This window comes from uncultured Bacteroides sp., assembly GCF_902491285.1.
Classification (GTDB): Bacteria; Bacteroidota; Bacteroidia; order Bacteroidales; family Bacteroidaceae; genus Bacteroides.
The window spans coordinates 17,755-40,823 of record NZ_CABUHK010000021.1 but is presented as its reverse complement, the minus strand read 5'-3'; the positions used below and the strand labels follow the sequence as shown (position 1 = coordinate 40,823).

Annotated in this window: 15 protein-coding genes, 1 tRNA gene and 1 pseudogene; 8 read left to right on the top strand and 9 right to left on the bottom strand. The window is 43.6% G+C overall.

Going from position 1 to position 23,069, the window contains the following annotated elements:
* Positions 1-17 precede the first annotated feature (17 nt).
* The 5 genes from RDN93_RS07675 to RDN93_RS07655 all read left to right on the top strand — a co-directional run bounded on the left by RDN93_RS07675 (position 18) and on the right by RDN93_RS07655 (position 6,882).
* Positions 18-887 carry a glycosyltransferase family 2 protein gene (locus RDN93_RS07675; protein ID WP_308744952.1) on the top strand — a complete coding sequence of 290 codons (870 nt, stop codon included), beginning with the start codon at positions 18-20 and terminating at the stop codon, positions 885-887.
* A 15-nt stretch (positions 888-902) separates the two neighbouring features.
* The gene (locus tag RDN93_RS07670; protein WP_308744951.1) at positions 903-1,679 is read left to right on the top strand and encodes a class I SAM-dependent methyltransferase; all 777 of its coding nucleotides are present in this window, start codon (positions 903-905) and stop codon (positions 1,677-1,679) included.
* A 14-nt stretch (positions 1,680-1,693) separates the two neighbouring features.
* Positions 1,694-2,908 (top strand): glycosyltransferase family 2 protein, encoded by a 1,215-nt coding sequence (locus RDN93_RS07665; protein WP_308744950.1) that lies wholly within the window; start codon positions 1,694-1,696, stop codon positions 2,906-2,908.
* Between the two features lie 30 nt (positions 2,909-2,938).
* Positions 2,939-5,659, top strand: coding sequence for an ATP-binding protein (locus tag RDN93_RS07660; protein WP_308744949.1), 2,721 nt, complete (start codon positions 2,939-2,941; stop codon positions 5,657-5,659).
* Between the two features lie 122 nt (positions 5,660-5,781).
* Positions 5,782-6,882, top strand: a complete 1,101-nt coding sequence (locus RDN93_RS07655) for an endonuclease/exonuclease/phosphatase family protein (RefSeq protein ID WP_308744948.1) — start codon at positions 5,782-5,784, stop codon at positions 6,880-6,882.
* Positions 6,883-6,987: 105 nt separating this feature from the next.
* Here RDN93_RS07655 and RDN93_RS07650 read toward each other — a convergent pair whose 3' ends face one another.
* From RDN93_RS07650 to ettA, 3 genes are all read right to left on the bottom strand, one after another.
* Positions 6,988-8,916 carry a choice-of-anchor J domain-containing protein gene (locus tag RDN93_RS07650; RefSeq protein WP_308744947.1) on the bottom strand — a complete coding sequence of 643 codons (1,929 nt, stop codon included), beginning with the start codon at positions 8,914-8,916 and terminating at the stop codon, positions 6,988-6,990.
* Positions 8,917-8,936: 20 nt separating this feature from the next.
* Positions 8,937-11,678 (bottom strand): TonB-dependent receptor, encoded by a 2,742-nt coding sequence (locus RDN93_RS07645; protein WP_308744946.1) that lies wholly within the window; start codon positions 11,676-11,678, stop codon positions 8,937-8,939.
* Between the two features lie 220 nt (positions 11,679-11,898).
* The gene (gene ettA / locus RDN93_RS07640) at positions 11,899-13,590 is read right to left on the bottom strand and encodes an energy-dependent translational throttle protein EttA (protein ID WP_303875390.1); all 1,692 of its coding nucleotides are present in this window, start codon (positions 13,588-13,590) and stop codon (positions 11,899-11,901) included.
* Positions 13,591-13,711: 121 nt separating this feature from the next.
* Between ettA and RDN93_RS07635 the strand changes: the two genes are divergently transcribed.
* The 3 genes from RDN93_RS07635 to RDN93_RS07625 all read left to right on the top strand — a co-directional run bounded on the left by RDN93_RS07635 (position 13,712) and on the right by RDN93_RS07625 (position 16,631).
* Positions 13,712-13,784, top strand: a tRNA-Lys gene (locus RDN93_RS07635).
* A 613-nt stretch (positions 13,785-14,397) separates the two neighbouring features.
* The gene (locus RDN93_RS07630) at positions 14,398-15,303 is read left to right on the top strand and encodes a DUF4268 domain-containing protein (RefSeq protein ID WP_308744945.1); all 906 of its coding nucleotides are present in this window, start codon (positions 14,398-14,400) and stop codon (positions 15,301-15,303) included.
* 383 nt (positions 15,304-15,686) lie between these two features.
* The gene (locus tag RDN93_RS07625) at positions 15,687-16,631 is read left to right on the top strand and encodes an FRG domain-containing protein (protein WP_308744944.1); all 945 of its coding nucleotides are present in this window, start codon (positions 15,687-15,689) and stop codon (positions 16,629-16,631) included.
* A 273-nt stretch (positions 16,632-16,904) separates the two neighbouring features.
* Here the strand turns inward: RDN93_RS07625 and RDN93_RS07620 are convergent, their stop codons facing one another.
* The 6 genes and pseudogenes from RDN93_RS07620 to RDN93_RS07595 all read right to left on the bottom strand — a co-directional run bounded on the left by RDN93_RS07620 (position 16,905) and on the right by RDN93_RS07595 (position 23,037).
* A complete protein-coding gene (locus tag RDN93_RS07620; RefSeq protein ID WP_308744943.1) occupies positions 16,905-17,489 on the bottom strand; it encodes a hypothetical protein in 585 nt (194 codons plus the stop codon).
* Positions 17,490-17,519: 30 nt separating this feature from the next.
* The gene (mobV, locus tag RDN93_RS07615) at positions 17,520-18,347 is read right to left on the bottom strand and encodes a MobV family relaxase (protein WP_308744942.1); all 828 of its coding nucleotides are present in this window, start codon (positions 18,345-18,347) and stop codon (positions 17,520-17,522) included.
* 444 nt (positions 18,348-18,791) lie between these two features.
* Positions 18,792-20,030: pseudogene (locus RDN93_RS07610) on the bottom strand (primase-helicase family protein).
* Between the two features lie 98 nt (positions 20,031-20,128).
* A complete protein-coding gene (locus RDN93_RS07605) occupies positions 20,129-20,374 on the bottom strand; it encodes a helix-turn-helix domain-containing protein (RefSeq protein ID WP_308744941.1) in 246 nt (81 codons plus the stop codon).
* A gap of 402 nt (positions 20,375-20,776) precedes the next feature.
* Positions 20,777-20,899, bottom strand: coding sequence for a hypothetical protein (locus RDN93_RS07600; RefSeq protein WP_308744940.1), 123 nt, complete (start codon positions 20,897-20,899; stop codon positions 20,777-20,779).
* Positions 20,900-21,015: 116 nt separating this feature from the next.
* Positions 21,016-23,037, bottom strand: coding sequence for an FRG domain-containing protein (locus RDN93_RS07595; protein WP_308744939.1), 2,022 nt, complete (start codon positions 23,035-23,037; stop codon positions 21,016-21,018).
* Between the last annotated feature and the right edge of the window lie 32 nt (positions 23,038-23,069).

Here is a 23,069-nt window from a genome sequence, read left to right as displayed (position 1 = left end):
TTTAAAAGGAATTGCTTATGAAATGGTATGCCAAATATTTACAGGTTTACGAGAAGCCGTTCGCTTCGGCACCGGCGGAAGTAGTAAGCGGCGTGAAGGAGAAGTTGCGGCAGTTAACGGAAAACAGTCAGCCATTGGCTTCGGTCATTCTCATTTGTCATAATGAGGAGACGCGCCTGCTGAGTTGTCTGTGGTCGCTTTGCGACAATGAATGTGATTTTCCGATAGAAATACTGGCTGTCAACAATAATTCGACAGACCGCACGGAAGAGGTGATGCGGCAACTGGGCGTCACGTATTTCAACGAGACGAAGAAAGGCCCCGGACACGCCCGCCAATGCGGACTCGACCGGGCAAAAGGGAAGTATCATATCTGCATTGACACCGATACGATATATCCGCCCCGTTACGTAGCGACACACGTCGGGCAACTGATGAAGCCGGGGGTGGCTTGTACGTTCAGCCTGTGGAGTTTTATTCCCGATGAACGCCATTCCGGCATAGGGCTATGGTGGTATGAGGCTTTGAGGGATATGCATCTGCGCATCCAGGCTATACAGCGTCCGGAGCTTTGCGTACGTGGCATGACGTTCGGGTTCAATACCGAATTGGGCAGACGGTTCGGGTTCCGGACGGACATCATCCGCGGTGAGGACGGTTCGCTCGCCTTAGCCATGAAGCCTTTCGGCAAACTCGTTTTTATCCGCTCCGGAAAAGCGAGGGTGATGACAGGATACGGGACGCTGAATAATGACGGTTCTCTTTTCAATAGTTTCAAAGTGAGGCTGGTGAAGGCTATCAAAGGGCTGGGCGGCATTTTTACCAAGAAAAGCGAATATAAGGATGAGGACAGCAATCTGATAAAAAACAAACAAGATACACACTAAAAAACAAATACCGTTATGATAACACGTAATCCTTATGACAGAAACGACCTGAAGATAGGCAAGAAAGACAGAGTACTGGAAGTGGGCCCCGGACACAGCCCTACATTCCGCTCGGATGTGCTTGTGGATTTATTTGTAGACACGAATTATCACCGCTGCGGAAATCTGAAGATTTATCCGCATCAGGAGTTTATCAATGCCGACGGTGAGGCTCTGCCTTTCAAGGATAAAGAGTTTGATTACGTCATTTGTAACCAGGTGCTCGAGCACGCGGAAAATCCGGAGAATTTTATCCGCGAGCAGTGCAGGGTCGCCAAGAGGGGGTATATGGAAACTCCCAGTCTGCTGGGGGAATTTCTCTTTCCCAAGAAATCGCACAAATGGATTATTCTCTATCTGGACGGTAAACTGATTCTTTTCGAGAAATCGAAAATGCCGGGGAATTATGAGAATAATTATGGCGAACTGTTTCTCAATTATCTGCCCTATCAGTCGCTAACCTACAAACTGTTATGGCTCACCGAAGGAGACTTGATGCTGAACCGGTGCGAATGGAAGGATGACTTGGAATTTATCGTCAATCCGACGGACGAGAAATATACTGCTTTCTTCACTAAACCGTGGAGCCGCCAAATGGTGGAACAGATGTATCCGCGCAGAAGCGCGTCGAAAGAGTTCAAGAAAGTAATAGGCGCCTTTTATTATATGATAAAGAACAAAGTAAAAACTAAAACTCATAGACACTCTCCTATCAGTCTGGAAGAGTACATGAGGATTAAAAAACAGAAATAATAAAGATAGATACTATGAACGATACTCTTACTCTCTGTCTCGAAATTGTCTTTTGGTTTGCCCTGTTTGTCGTATTCTACACGTATCTGGGTTATGGGATTGTGCTGTATATCCTTGTCAAACTGAAAGAGCTTTTCGTAAAGCCGGTGAAGCGTTCGTTGCCATCGGCGAACGAGGAACTACCGGAAGTGACGCTTTTCATCACTGCTTTCAACGAGGAAGACGTGGTGGACGAGAAGATGGAGAACAGTCTTGAACTGGATTATCCGGCGGATAAGCTGCACATCGTCTGGGTGACGGACGGCAGTGACGACGGGACGACCGAACGTTTGCAGACTCGTTGGGCAGGAAAGGCGACGGTGTACTTCCAGCCGTTGCGACAGGGAAAGACCGCGGCGATGACGCGCGGAATGACGCTTATAGACACTCCGCTCGTGGTCTTTACGGATGCCAACACGATGGTGAACCGGGAAGCGGTGCGGGAGATTGTGCTTGCTTTTCAGAATCCGAAGGTGGGTTGTGTGGCCGGTGAGAAACGGATTGCTGTGCAGACCAAGGACGGGGCGGCTGCCGGTGGCGAAGGGATTTACTGGAAGTATGAGTCGACGTTGAAGGCGTTGGACGCACGGTTGTACTCGGCTGTGGGGGCTGCAGGAGAGCTGTTTGCCGTACGCCGGGAGTTGTTCGAGGCGATGGAGCCGGATACGTTGCTGGATGATTTCATCCTTTCGTTGAGGATTACGATGAAGGGGTATATCATTGCTTACTGTACCAATGCTTATGCTATCGAAAGCGGATCGGCGGATATGCGGGAGGAAGAGAAGCGGAAGGTACGTATTGCTGCGGGCGGTTGGCAGTCTATCTGGCGGTTGCGCCCGTTGCTGAATCCTTTCCGGTACGGGGTGTTGAGTTTTCAATATACGTCGCACCGGGTGCTGCGGTGGTCTGTTACACCGTTTCTGTTGTTTGCGTTGCTGCCGCTTAATGCCGCGATTTTGCTGGCAGGCGGTGCGCCTGTGTTCTATGGTGTTCTGCTGGTGTTGCAGGTGCTTTTCTACGGATTGGGATATTGGGGTTATTATCTGTCTACCAAGCAGATAAAGAACAAGCTGCTCTTTATTCCGTATTATTTTCTTTTTATGAATGTCAATGTGTTGAAAGGGATACGTTACCTGAAAAAGAAGAAAGGTAACGGGGCTTGGGAAAAGGCGAAGCGGGCGGAGAAGTAAAGACAAATCATCTAAAAAAAGAAAACAGACATGGACAGAACATTACATGATGCAAATAATGCACAGAGGATACTGAAACTGACGGCGGACACGATGTTGCTGGTCGACCGGAACGGAGTCTGCGTGGATATCGCGCCGTATTGTGACACATGGTTTCTGCAAGAAGATATACTTTTAGGCAAAAATATATTCGAACTTCTGCCGGAATATACCAGGGAGAGGATGATGCCTGTCTTTCAGACGGTACTTAGGGAACAAAGGAGTATCAGCAAAAATTTCAAGTTGGCAGTGAGGGGCGAGACGTATTATTTCAAGTGTCTCATGCATCCTTATGACGGGATGGTGCTTTGCCAATATCGGGACATCACGCAAAGAAGCAACGTGAAACGCCAACTGGAACAGGCGAACCGCACGTTGCGGGAGATTCAGAAGGTGGCGCAAATAGGGCAATGGGGATATAACACCAATGAGAATGTTTTTCATTATCTGGGATATACCGGAGTATTGTGCGAAGAAGCGGTGCGGACGATTTCTTTTGAGAAATACAGGGAGTATATCGTCGAAGAAGATCAAGAGACGTTCATCAACTGGCATCTCAGGAATGTGGAAAAGTTCAATACGGACAGTATCAGTTACCGGGTGAAGGTGGACGGGGAAATTTATTATATGCGTATCCAGACTTACCTACGTGAGGAGCTTCCGGACGGCAGTCTCAATATCGAGGGGTATATCCAGAATATCACGGATATACAACATAGCAGAAATGATATTAATACGCTGACGCACGCCATCAACAATGCGAAGGAGAGTATCTTTGCCGCCAAAGAGGACGGCACGCTTATTTTTGCCAACCGGCGCTTCCTTCACAACCACGGACTTTGCGAGAATGTGGATATCCGCAAACTGAAGATTTATGATATTGCCGCCGACATGCCTACGCAAGATGCTTGGAATGAGCGTTGCAGGAATGCCCTGCATAGCGGAAGCAGCAATTTCATCGCGCATCATCCTTCAAAGATTAACAGGGATATATTGGCATACGAGGGTACAATGTACAACGTCACCAATGATTCGGGTGAGGACAGCTACTGGTCGTTCGCACATGATATTTCCGAACGTATGCGGTATGAGGCACAAATCAAACGGCTGAACCTAATTATGGATACTACCATCAACAATCTTCCTGCGGGAATTGTGGTGAAGGAAGTGAACAACGATTTCCGGTATATCTACCGGAATCGGGAATCGTACAACCGTGACTCGTTCAACGGTACTTCGATTGGTATGAACGACTTCGATTATTATCCGTCCATCGTGGCGGAGAAGAAGCGGCAGGAGGATATCCAGGTGGCCAGCACCGGAAAGGGAATGCACTGGACGGTGGAAGGCAAGGACAGGAACGGAAACCAGATTATCCTCGACAAACGGAAGATAAGGGTGGATGGAGACGAACTCTCCTCGCCTATCATCGTCAGCATCGAATGGGACGTCACAGAACTGGAAATGATGAAGCGGGAGCTGATGTCGTCTAAAGAGAAGGCGGAAATGTCCGATAACCTGAAGTCGGCCTTCCTTGCCAATATGAGCCATGAGATACGCACTCCGCTGAATGCGATTGTCGGCTTCTCGCATCTTATCGCTGAAAGTGACGATGCGGAGGAGAGAAAGACGTATTATAATATTGTCAATGCTAATAATGAGCGTCTTCTGCAATTGATTAACGAGATTCTCGATTTGTCGAAGATTGAATCGGGAATCGTTGAGTTTTCTTTCGGGCCTGTCAATCTGCATTATTTATGCAAGGAGGTGCATGATGCGCATATTTTCCGTACTCTACAGGGAGTGAGTCTCGTTTACGAGCCTTCGGACGAGAGTCTGATGATTGAAACGGATAAGAACCGGGTGTTTCAGGTGATTTCGAATCTGATTGGAAATGCGGTGAAGTTTACGAAGGAAGGGAGTATCAGTTATGGTTATGAATTGGTGGACAATCAGATTGTTTTCCATGTGACGGATACGGGTACGGGCATTGAACCGGAAAAGGTGGGACGTGTGTTTGAACGTTTCGCCAAGCTGAATCAGCATGCGCAAGGCACGGGATTGGGATTGTCTATTTGTAAGTCAATCGTTGAACGGCTCGGCGGACAGATTTCTGTCAGTTCGGAGTTTGGAGTGGGGACTACGTTTATGTTTACTTTGCCGTACAAGGACAAGGGGACGGGTACAGGGAAAGAGGAAGTGAATTTGGAAAGTGAAAGTGGCGCGGTAGCGTCAATGGATGGAGAAACGGCTTCAATGAGTGGGAATTCTTCTTCGTCAGACGGTGATGCTTCCTCAATAAATGGTGATTCTTCTTCTAGCGAAGCAACACAAGATTTGGATAATGTCAAACCGGCTTGTATCCTGGTTGCCGAAGATACGGACAGTAACTTCGACTTGCTTGAAGCTATTCTCGGAAAGAAACATCGCCTTATTCGTGCGCATGATGGAATGGAAGCGGTTATTATGTATGACGAGGTGAAGCCTGACCTTATTCTGATGGATATAAAAATGCCGAATCTGGATGGTCTGGAAGCTACGAAAATCATTCGCGAACTATCTGCAACTGTTCCTATTATTGCTCAAAGTGCTTTTGCTTACGAACAGGATCGGAAAGCGGCACAGGAAGCCGGATGCAATGATTTTATAGCTAAACCGATAGCGCAGGACAAGCTAAAGGCGATGATTAAGAAATGGCTGTCGACATCATAAGAGTGTAGTGTATCTAATATGCCCCTCTAATATGCAGCCTGCATGACAGACTGTACAACAGACAAATAATATATTAATAACTAATTGCGATATACTATTCAATAAACAACTTATAAGATTAGATGAAAGCCTTTTACAGACTATTTTACTACATATCTATCCTGCTGACCGGCGTCTTGGCAGGCGTAACAATAGCCGGTGCTTTTGCAGGCAGCGCCACACCGGACAGTTTCAAATTTATGCCTTTCATCGGTTTAGGTCTGCCTGTGCTTTTGTTGGCAAACCTGGCCATTGCCATTTATTGGACTGCCCGTTGGCGGTGCTGGGTTTTCATTCCTTTGATTGCTATATTTTGCAATTGGGGATATATCAGTAGTGTGCTCCAGTTTCCTCTTTTCAGCCCGGCTTCGAAGCCGATGGTCAAAATGGGGGCATATACTCCGGGAGTATTGACCGTGGCGACCTATAATGTCGATGCTTTCAACCACGAGCATACAGGCTATTCATGCAAAGAAATCGCTGCTTACATGAAGAGCCAGCAAGCGGATATTCTTTGTTTTCAGGAGTTTGGCATTAATAGCGAATTTGGTGTTGACAGTCTTTGCGTGGCTCTCTCCGACTGGTCTTACCATTACATACCTTCTTCTCCCGAAGGGGAGCAGTTGTTACAACTGGCTGTATTCAGCCGCTATCCTATCAAAGAGGAGCATCTTATCATCTATCCTGATTCCAAGAATTGCAGTCTTTGGTGTGATATTGAGGTCAACGGGCGAATGATTCGTTTGTTTAATAATCATCTCCAAACTACAGAAGTGAGCCGTAACAAGCGCAAGCTGGAAAGGGAACTCCGCACGGATGATACGCAACAGGCAGAACGTGCGGCTCTTACTCTAATGGACGGACTGTACGAGAACTTTGAAAAACGTGCCGTCCAAGCTAATATTCTTAACCTGTTGATTTCCGATTCCCCCTATCCTACTCTAGTCTGCGGTGACTTTAACTCCCTGCCTTCGTCTTATGTGTATCACACGGTGAAAGGTGATAAGTTGCAGGATGGATTCAAGACAAGCGGACACGGATATATGTACACTTTCAAGTATTTCAAACATCTGCTGAGAATCGACTATATTCTCCATTCACCGGAATTGAAGAGCACGGATTATTTTTCACCGGATTTGAATTATAGCGACCATAATCCGGTGGTGATGAGGGTGAAGATGTAAAAGGATATTGCAATTACATTGTTTAAGAATTGAACAAAAAACATAAAGGCTACTCACCATTACGCGAGCAGCCTTTACTATGTTTATTACAAAAATATTGTTTCTTTATTCAAGAGGTTGGAATGAATCTGGAACGTATTCAAACTTACCCTTACCTATTACTTTATATGCAATAGTGTGTGTGCATTTAGTAATAGAATTATCTTCATAAATTCCGAAATTAATTATATAGTTAAGTTCAGTTCCACTTGGCAAAAGATCTGCATCTGAATGAAGTTTCTCTAATGCCGGAATAAATGCTTCAGGCAAACGTTTCTTCTGCAGATCATCCAACTCACCATCGGACATCGAACCGTATGCTTTCTCACCTGCCAGACAAGAGCTTCTCCACGACGATTTCTTGAAACTGATATTATTCTGGTAGGATGAAGCACCATAATAGAACTCTGCATTTTTATAACCTGTCTGATAATAGTCTTCACCTTTTGTCGGATCATTAGCAACATAGTCAACGATTGCCTGGAAATATTCCGCCACTTCCGGTTGGTTTCTACCCGGTTTCAGTTCAATCGTTACATCTGGGCTATATTTCCATTCACCTTTTGAACGTTTGAATTGGTTAGTTACTACATTGCTTGTTCTAGCCCATACGTTACCTTCACCACATTTATACTCTCCAACTTGAATGAAAGTATCTTTCCCATCATAATATTTGTATGCAACACATTTCAAATCATCTTTTTGTGCATACGGATAGGTTAAAGCCATATAAGTAGGCAAATAGGTATCCGGTTTCGCCGAGGAACTGAAGTTATCGTATTTCAATCCCATACGAATAAAATCCGATTGGCTCAATACGCTGATATCTGCACCTGAATATGCTTCCCAAACTTCGCCATTATACTCATATAGAGAGTTTACTATAGAATATGTATTTTTACCCGGAGTTTTGATTGCCACATTATCAATACGAATAGTAGAAGTTTCACCAGTAACACCATTTCCAACGTATCGGAATGCAATACGTATTTCCTGACCGGCATATGAAGACAAATCGACATCACCTACATTCGCAAGATCACCACTACCTGTTGTTGAAGTAGGGATAGTAAACCGTGAAGTTAAATCATCCGGAGTTGCAGCAGCCAAAGTTTCAGCAGTTACTTCATCCAAATCGGTATAAACTAATACCGATACCCTACCGCCTTCAGTTTTATAATTAGCATACAATGCATCAAAAGTCAGCAGCATGTTTTCTTCAATTGCTATCTTCTTAGAAACTAGATACGCATTTAAGTCCTCATTATGGTTATAGGCAGAAATATTAGCATACAAATTTCCGCCAAATGAATAACCTTGCCATTTATTCTTTCCTGCTACAGTGATATTAGTCCATTTACTACTTTCAATATCAACTTTATGCTCCGTACCTTCAAAATCTTCTTTAAAAGCATAACTTATAGCAACCGGCTCACGGTCTGATACATTGTATGACGCATAAACATAAGCGCCCGCTTCTGCATCAGGAACAGCAGCAGCCAGAATCTCCGGCAAATAATCAGAAGCCGGGTGAGATGGAGAGAATATATTAATATCTTCTCCCCAAACTTTCTTATAATCGGCATCTGTCAAAGTGTATAATTCTCCTTTGCTGAATTTTACTACCGCTTCAGACAGGCTGGACTCGCTTCCCTCTTCATTGCAAGTAATCTTTACTACGGATTTATCATCAGCAGTGTACCATTTTGCAGCTATAAAGGCGGGAAGATAATCAATTGAAGTGATTGTTGTAGTAAAGGTCATGGACGTTTTCAGTGCTGCCAGTTCGTCCTCGTGCCCTCTTTCCTTAGCCAAAGCCTTATTTGTTGCATTAGAAGCAATCGTTGCATAATCTTCATTAGTCAACGTATACTCGATTTTCTTCACATCAGTTGGCCTACTAATCTCGTCAAGACCATCGAAGTACTTATCATTATAATCGCACCCTGCCAGCAATATCAATGCCGCCAATGGAATAAATAGATTTTTCTTCATCGTTTTTAATCAATTAAATTTTAAAAGTTAAGTTTAAGTCTGACGCTAAATGTACGACCAAATCCATAGAATACATAAGATGTTTTCCAGTCATGATTACCACCATCTGTTGCATCCGTGATATATTCCTGATTAAACACATTCTCTACATTTCCTGAAATACTCGCGCCAACCTTACCTATCTCAAAACGATAATTAGCATTCAAATCAAATGTACTAGCTGTCGGAATACGCCAAGGTGTTGAGTAATCTTTCACTCCATTAAGCGCTATATCATTAGCATTAAATGACCAGTCTGCATAATTACGTGCATATAAATTCCAATCTACACCGACACGAAGTTGCTTATTTATCTTAAAGATAGTACCTAAAGCAGCAGTCGTTTGAGCAGAACCACCGACCTTGACATCTTTCAAGTTAACTATCATAGACGCATGGTCTTCTGCTTGAATGCCGGAAGCATGAACAATCTCTACATTTCCTTCTGCATTCTTTCCATATTTTGAAACCGGCTGACCGGATGAATCATAGAAATATCCTTTGGCATTACTTGTCCATCGCCAGTTTCCAATCGAAAGCATACCTGTAACATCCAACCAATAAAGAGGTCTGGCTACAAAGTCTAGTTCAATACCTTGATGAAGAGCATCTACACCACTCATGTTCAACCCCATACGGTCTACAAACTTACCATTATCCAGAACTTCGATGCCTTTGGTCATAGTCTTATCCATCCATTTTGTATGATAAATATTCAAATTGGCAGTGAAGTATTTAGAGCGGAAACCATAACCTAATTCTGCTGAGAAAATCTTCTCATTCACAGCATCCGAATTTGTCATGTTACTTGTAGTAGATTGCAAAAAGGCTCCACCAGAGAAGAAAGGAGCACGACTAATAAATCCGATATTACCAAAGACATTATGATGTTCTCCTAGATTATAATTCAAACCACCTTTAGCCGTCCAGCCTATGAAGTTCACTGTTTTTGATTTGGCATGTGCCTTGTCGTAGTAGAAACGGTCGTAACGCCAGTTACCTGTATTCGAAATTGAACCGGCTATAAATGCATTTAGATTGCCTTTATTATATTCAGCCTGTGCAAATGCGCCTTCTGATACAACATAGCCATCATAATCACGATATACAACGTCTCCTACCTGCAACTTCTGGTTAACAAAACTCGGATCAGCCGCAGCAACATTATTAGCTACCAATACGTTCTTTCTGGAAGATGAGTCTACAAAATATTTACCACCGTAAAGGTCAACTAATTCATTGGTATGTGTTCCTTTATAATAACGGACATCAACACCACCATAAAAGTCGATGTTCTCTCCGAATCTAGTTGTATAAGTAGAAAGCAGTCCATACCAATTGTGTTCATTCTTAGACTTGGACATTGCCATCACCGAACCATTTTCACTCGCTTCATTCAAATCATAAATCTCATCATAAGCAAAAGTACCGTCCGATTTACGGAATTTTGTATTCAAAGTACCATATGAGGAACCATACCATGCATTTCTGTCATCAGATGTCAATCCTTGACCTGAATATCCTGCCCCACGACCTATTGATACATAAAGAGCTGTGCTCAAACTGGATTTAGTATCAATTTGCCACAAATGGTTCATTGAGATTTGAGGCTTATTATACTGATTGTATGCAGAAGTCTTACGTTCACCGTTACGCCCAAAACCGTATGACGGGTTGTATTTATACGGACTGTCTCCATTCATATAATTTTTGGCTAATGACTGCCAACTGTCAATAAACAATCCATCATTATTATTACGCTGATTATGCCATTGGGGCGCCGCAAACGCAGTAAAGGATAATTGATGATTATCATTGAAACGCTTTGCTATATTCACAAACCAATTATAACCTTCAAATTCAGTCCCTTGAATATATCCGTCTCCCCAAGTCTTACCGCCTAGTATGGACATCGCCCAACCGGACTTACTCAAGCCTGTGGATACTGTAAAAAGTATTTTATTATATCCGTCATTACCCATAGCATAGGAAACAGAACCACCTTTTTGGGCATCAATTGTCTTGGTTACAATATTGATAGAACCACCGACAGATGGAGCAGAAACTTTTGCTGCACCCAAACCGCGCTGTGTCTGCATTGAACGTGTCACATCTGCCAATCCAGCCCAGTTTGACCAATAGACGCCACCCCATTCCATATCATTCATAGGTACACCATTAATCATCACAGCTATATTTTCTGTCTTAAAGCCGCGCATGTTAATCTTAGAATCACCATATCCACCACCTTGTTTAGTGGCATATACGCCCGGAGTGGATTTCAATATCTCCGGAAACTCTTGCGTTCCTAGTTTTTCTTCAATAAAAACGGGATCAATAGTCGAAACAGCCACAGGAGTCTTACGCGCTACAGCCACTGAAGAAGTAATAGTAACGTCATTCAATGCGATGGCGTCAGGTGTTAATTTCAGAACTCCCAAATCAATAGTGCCGTGTTGAGTTATCTTCTTCCGCAATTCTTTATAACCAAGATACTTAACAATTAAAGTACCATTCTTAGTCATCTTCAGAGTAAAGTAACCATCTACATCAGTCACACTACCTTGAGAAATTCCCTCAACAGTCACAGTAGCGCCAATTAATGGCTCATCTGTATCCGCATCTACCACCTGTCCTTTCACTGTTGTCTGGGCAATAGCCGTAGCTGCAGTACCTACCATTAACATGGTTGCCAACAGGAAATGAATAAAATGTTTTCTCATAAAATTCTCTTTGTTAATTAAGGAAAATCGTTTATTAATTATTGTTTGATTAAGCAAAGGTAATTAATATTATTTAGACCTACGTTACATTCCTGCTACAAAATTTTAAGAGAGATAAACATTTTATTGCGTTAAGGAACAAAAAAGCCCTGCAAGTTCTTGCAGAGCCTTTCATTCTGATTTATAAAGTTTTTATAAACTTCCAATCTATTATCAAATCTTAGTCAGTCATTAGCTTTCTATAACGAACACGTTTCGGCTCTTCATTTCCTAAACGTTTCAATTTATTTTCTTCGTACTCTGAATAAGAGCCTTCAAAGTAGAATACGTTGGAGTCTCCTTCGAAAGCAAGGATGTGTGTACAGATACGGTCGAGGAACCAACGGTCGTGGGAGATAACTACCGCACAACCTGCGAAGTCTTCCAAACCTTCTTCCAGTGCACGCAATGTATTTACGTCGATGTCATTGGTAGGCTCATCGAGCAGCAGTACGTTGCCTTCTTCTTTCAAAGCCATCGCCAGATGCAGACGGTTTCTTTCACCACCGGAAAGGACGCCGCAAAGTTTTTCCTGGTCGCCACCGGAGAAGTTGAAGCGGGAAAGGTAGGCACGGGCATTTACATCACGTCCACCCATACGAATCAATTCATTACCGCCGGAGATGACTTGATAAACGCTCTTGTTCGGGTCGATATCACGGTGTTGCTGGTCTACATAAGCTACTTTCACAGTCTCTCCTACTTCAAATTCGCCTTTGTCTACTGTATCCAAGCCCATAATCAGGCGGAACAAAGTAGTTTTTCCTGCACCATTGGGACCGATTACACCGACAATGCCGTTAGGGGGAAGCATGAAGTTCAAGTCGTCGAAGAGAAGTTTGTCGCCATAGGCTTTGGCTACATGTTTGGCTTCGATTACTTTGTTACCCAGACGAGGACCGTTCGGGATAAATATTTCGAGTTTCTCCTCTTTCTCTTTTACGTCTTCATTCAGCAATTTATCGTAAGAGTTAAGACGGGCTTTACCTTTTGCCTGACGGGCTTTCGGAGCCATACGAACCCATTCAAGCTCGCGTTCCAACGTCTTGCGACGTTTGCTGACTGTTTTCTCTTCCATTTCCATACGTTTGGTTTTCTGTTCCAGCCAGGAAGAGTAGTTGCCTTTCCAGGGAATACCTTCGCCACGGTCGAGTTCGAGAATCCATCCGGCAACGTGGTCGAGGAAATAACGGTCGTGGGTTACGGCAATAACTGTTCCTTCGTATTGTTGCAAGTGTTGCTCCAGCCAGTCAATAGACTCTGCGTCCAGGTGGTTGGTAGGCTCATCGAGCAACAGAATATCGGGTTTCTGCAAGAGTAGACGGCAGAGAGCCACACGGCGACGTTCGCCACCGGAAAGATTGACTACCGGTTGGTCTTCGGGCGGACAGCGAAGGGCATCCATCGCACGTTCCAGTTTACTATCGAGATTCCATGCGTCTGTTGCGTCAATAATATCCTGCAATTCGCCTTGACGGGTAAAGAGGGCATCCATTTTATCCTGATCCTCATAGTACTCGGGCAGGCCGAATTTTTGGTTGATTTCTTCGTATTCTGTAAGTGCGTCAACAATAGGTTGCACGCCTTCCATTACTACTTCTTTTACTGTTTTTGTGTCATCCAGATGAGGTTCCTGTGCCAAGTAACCTACAGAGTATCCGGGAGAGAATACCACTTCGCCCTGATAAGATTTCTCCAAACCTGCGATAATCTTCAATAAAGTAGACTTACCGGAACCGTTCAAACCGATAATCCCGATTTTTGCTCCATAGAAGAAGGACAGGTAAATGTCTTTCAGCACATTCTTATTCGGAGTGAAAGCTTTGCTCACTCCCACCATTGAGAAGATAATTTTTTTATCGTCAGCAGCCATATATTAATAATGTATATTGTTGATAATGGCACAAAGATAAGAAAAATGTTTGAAATCTTTTGGAGTTATAAAAAAATGTTCTACCTTTGCACCCGCATTCGAAAGAAAGCAAACAAGGATTGATTCGCTAGCTCAGCAGGTAGAGCACAACACTTTTAATGTTGGGGTCCTGGGTTCGAGCCCCAGGCGGATCACTAAAAACAAATTAATCTCTTGATAATCAGATGTTATCAAGAGATTTTTTGTTTTATACCGGAACAGATTGGTAAGGCAATTCCATTAAAAAAGGGCTCCGAGGTTAGGGATCAGGGGTCAGCGGATTTCCAGAGTTTGAACTATTGTCTGCAAATTGTCTGTAGCGAACAAAATTTGTCAACATTTTATCAACAAGACGGCGCTGTCATTTTCAATGTAGCAGTTGTTGCATGAAATGCAACAACTAATAATCCCAATAACAAATAGTTATGTGTATATTCATTTGAACTGATGCGAAAAATGCACAAGTTCAATCGCCAGTTAACTTCCACCCATTCCTGCATCCTACGCTACATTTCGTTGTGATGTTTCCCAATTTGTCCTCCGCGCCGATTTTTTATCCTCCATTCAAGACGCTAAAGGGATTGTGAACGAGTTCGTGCACAATCTTTGGAGCAGTCTCGGCAATATAACTTTTTAGTTTTCATAACGGCTGTTTCAGAATAATTTATTAACTTTGTAAATAGTTAACAGCAAAATCCGAAAACAACCATGTAATCGGAAATTCGAAAGGTAATAAGTAACGATTTTTTATCTATAATAGAACTCGATATGCTTAAACAAGAAACCAATCTTCGTAAGGCTTGGCCTAACGAGGCAAAAGACTTTACACCGTGGCTCGCTGAACATTTAAGTTATGTTGGCGAGATTCTCGACATGGAATTGGAACTTGTTGAAAAAGAATCAAAGGTGGGAGGTTATTCGGCTGACATTTTAGCAAAAGAAGCCAATACCGACAATTACGTTGTTATTGAAAATCAGTTAGAAGATTCCAACCACACTCATCTCGGACAACTTCTAACATACGCCTCAGGCAAACAAGCCAAAGCAATAGTATGGGTCGTTAAAAAAGCACGTGACGAACATCGAGAGGCCATTGAATGGCTCAATGATAATACCGTTCCTCAGATTGCTTTCTACTTGTTAGAAATTGAACTTTGGCAAATAGGCTCATCCAAGTTAGCTCCTAAATTTAATATTGTGGAGCGACCCAATGAATGGGCAAAGACGATAAAACCAAATGCTGATGCCTCCGACACACAAGTTTTGCAACTTGAATTTTGGCAAGCATTTAATGACTATGCAGCGACTACAACATTCACTAAGTCGTTCAGACTTCGTACTGCTAAATCTCAAAATTGGTATGATCTCGCTGTTGGCGATAGCCGTTTTCATATTTGCTTAGAAGCTAAAAAGCAGAAAGGAGAAGCCACCGTTGGAATATACATTCCTGACGATAAGCAGCTATATAACGATTTCATTAAGCAGAAAACAGAAATTGTAGTAGCTCTAGGTGTATCAGAAAAGGACATCGAATGGAAAGATGCCTCGAAAGCCACTCGCTTTTATCTGAAGAAAAATTTCGACATGACCGATTCCAGTCAGTGGATAGAGATTTTCAAATGGTATATTGAAAACTGTTTAGCCATTAAGAAGGTTATTCCATCAATTATATAATATCTCCCGAATTTCAGAATTTTCAAAACGGCAACACATTAGAGATATCGGAATCCGCAGACAGCTACTTCGCAAACATAAAACTACTTTTCAATATATAGCCATGACTAAATTAGGTGAAGTCAAATCGTGGTACATAGATCCCGAAGACAATAAACTAACATACACTCAACACAACATTTTGTTTGTTGAGGTTATTGACGGGCAGAAATTCTTTACTGCTCGCCATGATTCCGTAGATTCTGAGGATTACGATACCGCTGTATAAACCGGAACATTTGAACTCGGCGGACAGACTTACAATGCTCGTTTCGCTGACATCTTTGGTCGCGAGAACTATACCAACGTAACATTATAATCTGTTTTGAAGTAACGTATCTGAAATGAGTAAGTTCTTTACTTATTATAAAGTTGTTATGGATAGCGCAAATGACATTGCGCTCTTAGACCCAACATTCCTCTCTAACTTCTACTTTAGAGGACAAGCAAATACGGATTGGGATTTGTCTTCTTCATTGGAGAGAATGATTAAAAGCCTTTACCAGAGAGGGGATAATTTTGATATCCTCCGAAGATATGAAGCAGAAATGCTCCAAGAGTTCAAACGAAAATATCCTCTTTACGAAAAGCATAGAATTCCCGCTGAGGAAGACAATATCGAATGGCTTTCTATTATGCAACATTATGGTGCTTGCACCCGACTTGTCGATGCCACGGAGTCTATTTTTGTTGCCCTATTTATGGCCACACAAAATCCTTTTAATAATACTGACGCTGCAATATGGGCGATAAATAAGAACATCCTTAACTCAAGGAAGTATAGTTTATATAGAAAGAATGTAGATAAGAAAGCAACCTCTATATCTCTAAACACTGCTGATGCATATGCATATGATTTTGCAAATTCATTTATAGGACGTTATATCAAACCTGGTGATTGTCCTCAACAAATCCTTGCCATTAAGCCTAAGATGAGCAATGAACGATTATCTATACAGCAAGGACTATTTTTAATACCGACTGATATATCAGTTCCATTTAAGTACAACCTTGACAATTATCTCCCTGGTTCAGCCTTCCACAGAACTGATTATTCGTTTAATAGCATGGAGTTTTCTAAATTTGTTGAATATTCTCATGATGATAGAAACAAGGCTAATGATAATATCTTAATGTTTAAGATTACTATTCCAAACACACTGAAATTAGGTATTACAAAACTACTTTCACAAATGAACATATCTTCGGAGACTTTATTTCCGGGACTTTCTGGCTTGTCGCAGTCTCTCAATAGATTGCGTGATGGGTATGATGAATATAATGAATAAAAAAATTTAGGGAGTTGCGGCTCCGACGCCGCGCTTTCGTGAATCGAGCCTAAGGTCTCGACCGCAAAGCTTCAATCGCAAACTCATCAACGAGCTTCGGCACCACTTTGTGGATCCGAGGCTCGCTTGCAGTATGGTAGCTATTCGGGGGCGGCTTACCGTTCAGCCCTGACGATATGCTGACGGAGTGTGGATCGGCACACGCACATATGTAGTCATATTCGTTGGGCTTCACTAATCGGCTCTGAGGGAGAATTCAACGATCTTACGGTCTCACCTTTTGCCGCCTATACCGCGTTTGGTCGCTGCTGGGCGAAGCATTTGATGGGCCTGCATCATGCAGCGATAGGCGAAGCGGCGATCATCTTCATCCGGATTGCGTCCCCACGGGAGGTCTGATGAAGAGCTTCCGCCTCCGCATGACTTGGCGAATTGGGTTGCGCCATCAAGATAGCCGAGGAACAGATACATGGCACACTTCAGAATCTCATTGGGTTGCTCGGCGATTGCCGTCAGGAAATCGCTGTCAATCCCAGCTTTCTGTTCCGGTAGCAGGGATTCAATCATTGACCTCACATCGACAACCATCCTGGCAAAGACGGCATCGGTCAGCCTCATGCGTACCTGCTCCTGATTCTTTTCCGTGAACTCGTGGAAATTTTTTTGCGCATTATCGCGTTTCTCGCTGAGTGCATCAAGTTCATCCTGAAGTTCGGTAAGTTGCCGGTCGGCGTGCTTGAGTTTGAGACGCTTGTCGGCGAGCTTCTGTCCGGTAGATTCAAGCTGGTTTTCAAGTTCTGCGATGCGGCAGCGCAATTCGGAAACATCTCCGGCACCATTCTCGATGTCAGTTTCCAACTGAGCTATCTCGTCATTCAGTTCAGTCTCCTACCTTTCAAGATTCGCAATCATGGTCATAAGACCTTTGACGCGCGTTTCAGCCTTCTTGATTTGTTCTTCAAGTCGGCCCAACTGCCCGGACTTGTCACTTATAAGAGTTTCGAGTTTGGCGTTCTCACGGTGAAGGTCGCGATTGTATTCAGCGGTCGAGCGATGGCGTGCGCCGGTCTCGTGTATGTCGTCGCCTCGGTCAAGGCCGTATTTGCGGTTCACTTCGGCAAGTCGGGTGTGCAGGTCTCTCATGTACTGTTGCGCCTCAATCTTGTTCTTACCTCCGATTACTTCCTTTGAACAGAGGCGTCCGTCGGCTGTCAACGGCACGAAAACACAGTGCGCATGTGGTCCCGTTTCGTCAAGATGGACAATGAACGAAGCTACGTTTTCTTCTCCGAATTCTCGGCATACAAAACCATAGATGTTCTTTGCCCATTGTTCGATTTCCGGTTGCCGAATCAGATGCCCGTTTGTTTCCTCATAATCGTTAAGCACCTGAGAGCCGAAAGCCATCTCGCGCATCCGCTCACAGTTGCCGCCGAATACGACCATGACTGCACGGTTGGAGAAGGCGGTCACTCGGGCATCCGGCCGGAGATGTTTTTTGATTATCTCCTCGACCCTGTCGCCGATACGCCGCGATTTGTCGACGGCGGTTATCACTCCTCCCGGCCCGACCTGAAAATTCAAGGCGGTTCGGGAGCGGTCGTAATTGTGGTCGGGATTCTTGGCTTTTCGCTCGAACAGTTCATTGCTCCAGTTGCGCTGATGTTCATTGCTGACATTGGCATCGACTGATTTGACGGGCTTGAAGTCCATCATCTGTTTAGGTGACGACATATAAATATTGGTGCTTTTGGTTATGGTTTGGTTGGAATTAATTATATAACAGGGGTGCTTGCACGGTCAGTCTCCGCATCGGAGCCGCCAACCTTCGCATGAAGGTATATTAGGCTATACCCTCATAGGTCTTATTGCAAGCAATCCCTCTACGTCTTTCCGGATGCGCCCGACATCTATTCAATAGCGGCCTTGAAGTCCGGAATACGCTGTTTTTGTGAAATTAAAATCGGTAGAAATTTGATGAAATGATGAAAGCATGTGTAACTCGCAGTATTACAGCTCCATCTGATTCATCACAAGATGATAATTAATGAAAGGGAAAGAATAGGAGGCTTCTCAACGCCTGTAAAACCTTTTGATGAGAGCCTGCGGCACTATAACATGCTGATTTTCTTCCCTTTCTTTAATTCATTCATCAATTCATCAAAATAGAGATAAATTCAAAATAAAATCTTTAGTGACTGTGTAGTATCTGCCGACTGAGGTCTTGGAGGTGTACTTGGCAGGTGGAATCCCCATCGAATAGAAGCGGTAGGTAAGAGAGTTTGATGCCGGTTTGAGGTGCCAATATATCTGCAACAGCCGGCGTATCTCGCTCGTCTCGGCACGGACATTGCGATAGTTGAGTAGGGTCGCGAGGTCGTTTACGACGAAGGACACAGATGTGTCGCGGGTGTAATCCATTATCTCAATCAGCAGTTCGGCAACCTCAAACTCAATCTTGGAGCGGTTGGAAATCACGATGCGGTTGAGTGCTGCGGTACGGAGTCTTTCCGGACTGAACCACATTCTATTTTCGCATTGCACCGATAGCTCTCTTTGCATTATGAAGTGGAGAAACGCCGGAATCTGTGCCACAAGTTTCTTCATGAAGAACTGGTCATCAGTTTCCAAAGAGTTAACCTTGCGGACCCAGTAGCGCACTTCCTCACGGTCAATTACAATAGGAAAATGCTCGTTGTTGGAACAGAGGACAAACTTGCCGAAGAAAGCAATCTCATTGCGGTCTTTGCCTTTGGACTCCATCTTTTATGAGGTTGCCGTACTGAGATTCTTCAGTCGCTCGGAATCCTCTCGCCGAGAAAGCAAGACTTCATCTACCATGATAAGCAGCTTGCCCGCCCAATCGGAATTGAACTTGCTGCGGAAATCCTCATTGGTGTTGAAGGTGGCATTGTCTTGAAAGATTGCTTTGAGAAGATTGAGGAATGTGGTCTTGCCGGTGTTACGCTGCTCTGACACCAATATCAGTATCGGCAGCTTTTGAAGCGGCATCTGATACAGCAACTGGATATAGTCAAGACCATACTCGTAATGCTCCTCGAAGATGTGGCGAAGTAAGCCATCAATCGCGCTCCAATCTCCCGGTTCGGGATGATGGACGATTGGCTCATAGAGGTTGTAGGCGTTGCCGATAATCTTGCGGTAATCGGTATGACTCGGAACGGTACAGAAGCAGTCATACTTCGGTATATCATTCAGATAGTCCTTCCCGAAGTCAGCTTTGATAGTCGAAGCCTTCCAATATACAAGACACTTGCAGGTGGTTCCATTCGCCTGCGGTCGTAGCACCTCACGATAATAGTCCGTACCTACGCGGATATAAGGGCACCCGCTATCTTCTTGATAGAAATTTTCGTTTTGCTCCGTGGAAACATCAATATATTCCACATCAACCACCTGCGCCTCATCATCAAATGCCGCTTCGCAGTGGGTCGGCTCATCGACATAAACCGGAAGCAGCTTGATAGAGTCTGTTGTCATATCGCGCCCTTTATCATGCGTTCAACATCGGACAGGCGGTACCTTACCTTGTTGCCTATCTTGATTTTCTCCAGATACTTGTCGTTATCCCATCTCCACAATGTCGATAAGGTTACGCCAAGCATTTTGGCAGCATCCTTGGCGGTGATGTAGATTTCTTCCTGAGGCGCGTTTGCCTCAATCTGTTCCTGATTCCAGGCTTTGAAAGCCTCACGCAGATCATCAATATTCATGATGACCATCGTAGTTTGTTTTGGACTTGAATTTTGGTCGTTATAGAACATTAAAACTTTAAACGGTTATTGTTTTATCAGCGCAATAATGATTGCGTAATTGTTTGATTTTTCCGCAAAGTTATAATGTATAAAACGGTTTGTCAATAGCTCTGCAATACTTTTAAGTGTCTATAATAAAAGAGATTATATTTATATATTGGTCATGTTGCCAAATCCGCTTTCCGAATCGTAATACAGCAACCCTAACATCTGAAAGGTAGTATAACTGGTTGAAAATAATTGCCATAATTTGAAAACAAGACAGTGATGGCTGTCAAAAGAAAATCCGACAACTCGTTAGCACGAATTGCCGGATTACCGATGAAATATTATTAAAATCTTTAACTACTAGCAGGCTGCCTAAAAACTTTAATATCTCATGACTTTGACAAACGCACGCTTCATGTCCTTGTCTACGGCAGAGTATCTTGCAAATACGTTGCTGCCTACGGAGTGTCCGTTCAACGCGCCTACAAGATTCTGATCTTTCACCTTCTTATAAAGACTGCCCTACAAAGGCTCGCCTAGCCATGTGGTTGGTGATGATGGTGTCTATACCGACTTTCTCTTCAATTTCAAGAGAGATTCTTATCAATCAGCGATTCCTGTTATTCATCGAACTTTATGGGGCCGTTGTAGCACCATCGAATTCGGATTCGTGAAAGGAATTTGTCGCTATTGGTTTGCCAATACTTGATGCAAGCGTCTTTCTCATCTTCTGTAAATCCGAAATCAACATTCTCAACCAAAGTAATGCTGCGTTCAGAAAGATAATTCAGCAATTGTTCTTCTGGGCAGTCAGGATAAAATTCCTCCTTGACTGCGTAGAAAGCGCCGTAGGAAAATACCGTCGAATTGACTATTTTTGTGGCATGACTCTGCATTGGACTGTCCGGGAATAGTTTTCGACCACGGTTAGTATAATTGAATACGAACTCCGATACAGTACGGTCATGCCGGAAGGTTTCTATCGAAGTCGCCACTTTCTCGAAGTCCTCGTTCTCTGTCATTGGATACACCATTCCGCATTGCTCTCCGGGGCGTGAGAATGGTTGCAGACCGACAGCTCTCAACCGAGGCTCTTTCTCGGGAAACATTTCCATTGGTGGAATACTGTAACGGTACAACACTCCTTTTTCTTCTCGGTTGTCGACAATTGGTTTATAAATGTCATCCTTGCAATCAGTGGTGGCGAAGAACGCAGCAACGAATTTATCGGTGGTGATATCTAACAACTCAGTCTTAATACCGTAGTGCTGGGCGAGAGCGAGATGGTCTATGGCCAATGGTATATGATGCATTTTTTTGTCAGGTGCGGTTGCTACGATTGTATTACGCAAGAAATGTGTAAGAGGGTATTCTTCTATTATCTTTCGAAATTCGACATACTTCAAACGCTCTACAAATCGTGTGGCTTCTGTCATTCCATTCCTGAACAAAGATGCCTTCGAGGGAGAGATTTGTCGCGACTGACCACGATAATAGACATTGAAGGCTGGAGCCAGAGGAGTGAGACGACATATACCATCTGGCATAACCACTGGTTCAAATAGTCCTTCCTGACGCACACCGGGGAACACCATACGGAAACCAGATTTGTCAAGTTCCCATATCTCATCCATAAGTGCGTAATTATCTAGAATGTCGAGCAACGTGGCATCAGCAACAGTTGGTTTGGGGATGAAGAGTGGGAGAAACTGCAACGGTTTGCGCGCCTCAATCGCCTGATGAAGTTTTTGAGCCAAGTCTTCGATTTCCAGACTTCCTCCGTAAAGCGCTTTCTTATCCGCGATAAACGAATCAGCAATCTCATCGACAAGTTCAAATTTACCCTGTTCCATACAAATCCCGATAAACATATCCTTATATCGACACTTGTCTGGAAGGGCATCAAGCGGTTCAATCTCTTCAATAAGACAGCACAGAGCTTTGATGTCTCTGAAGATGACCGCCTGGTAATATCGTAAATGTCGTTGTTCGAATTTGTTTAGATTACCTAAGTCGATTTTAGCGATAATCTCCTCTGCTTCTTGTTGTAACCTATCAAGATTATTATGATTAGGATGTAAGGCCTTTAGTATTCGACAAGCTGTAGAGCTTAAGAAAGCCCTCTCTAGGCGCACCATATCCCTTTGATGACTATCCTTGGCTTCGTCATAAAGCCGTTCTGCTTTACGATAGAAATATATGGACAAGCCGTGATATTTTTTTGCAAACATTGAAGCAATTTGCATGTAAGCCCGGGCTATTAACGAATGATCTTCAAGTTCTTCGGCAAGCCCAAGTGCCTTTATTGACAAATCGGAAGATATGCCAAGCTGATTGCCCACACATTCCAGCCGAGCACCATTAAGAAGCAGTTCGAATTTCAGTTCCGGGGCCGATTCGAAGTTTTTTATATTGGCGCGCAGAGTAGCAAGCGCTTCCTTATAGCCGCCAGTGCGCATGCCCCATTCGCAATACGCATGAAGCCAACCTAACACAGTTGTAATCGGCAAATCAGCATTCGTACATTCACGGCAAAACTCCTGAATATGTCGGTATGCCTTATCGTGGTCGCATTGATTAAGCGCCTCCCAGCTACGTTTCACCAAATTATCTGCCAATGAGTCTGCATTTAACTTGTCCATTTTCGAATATTTATAGATAGAAGTCGGTATAG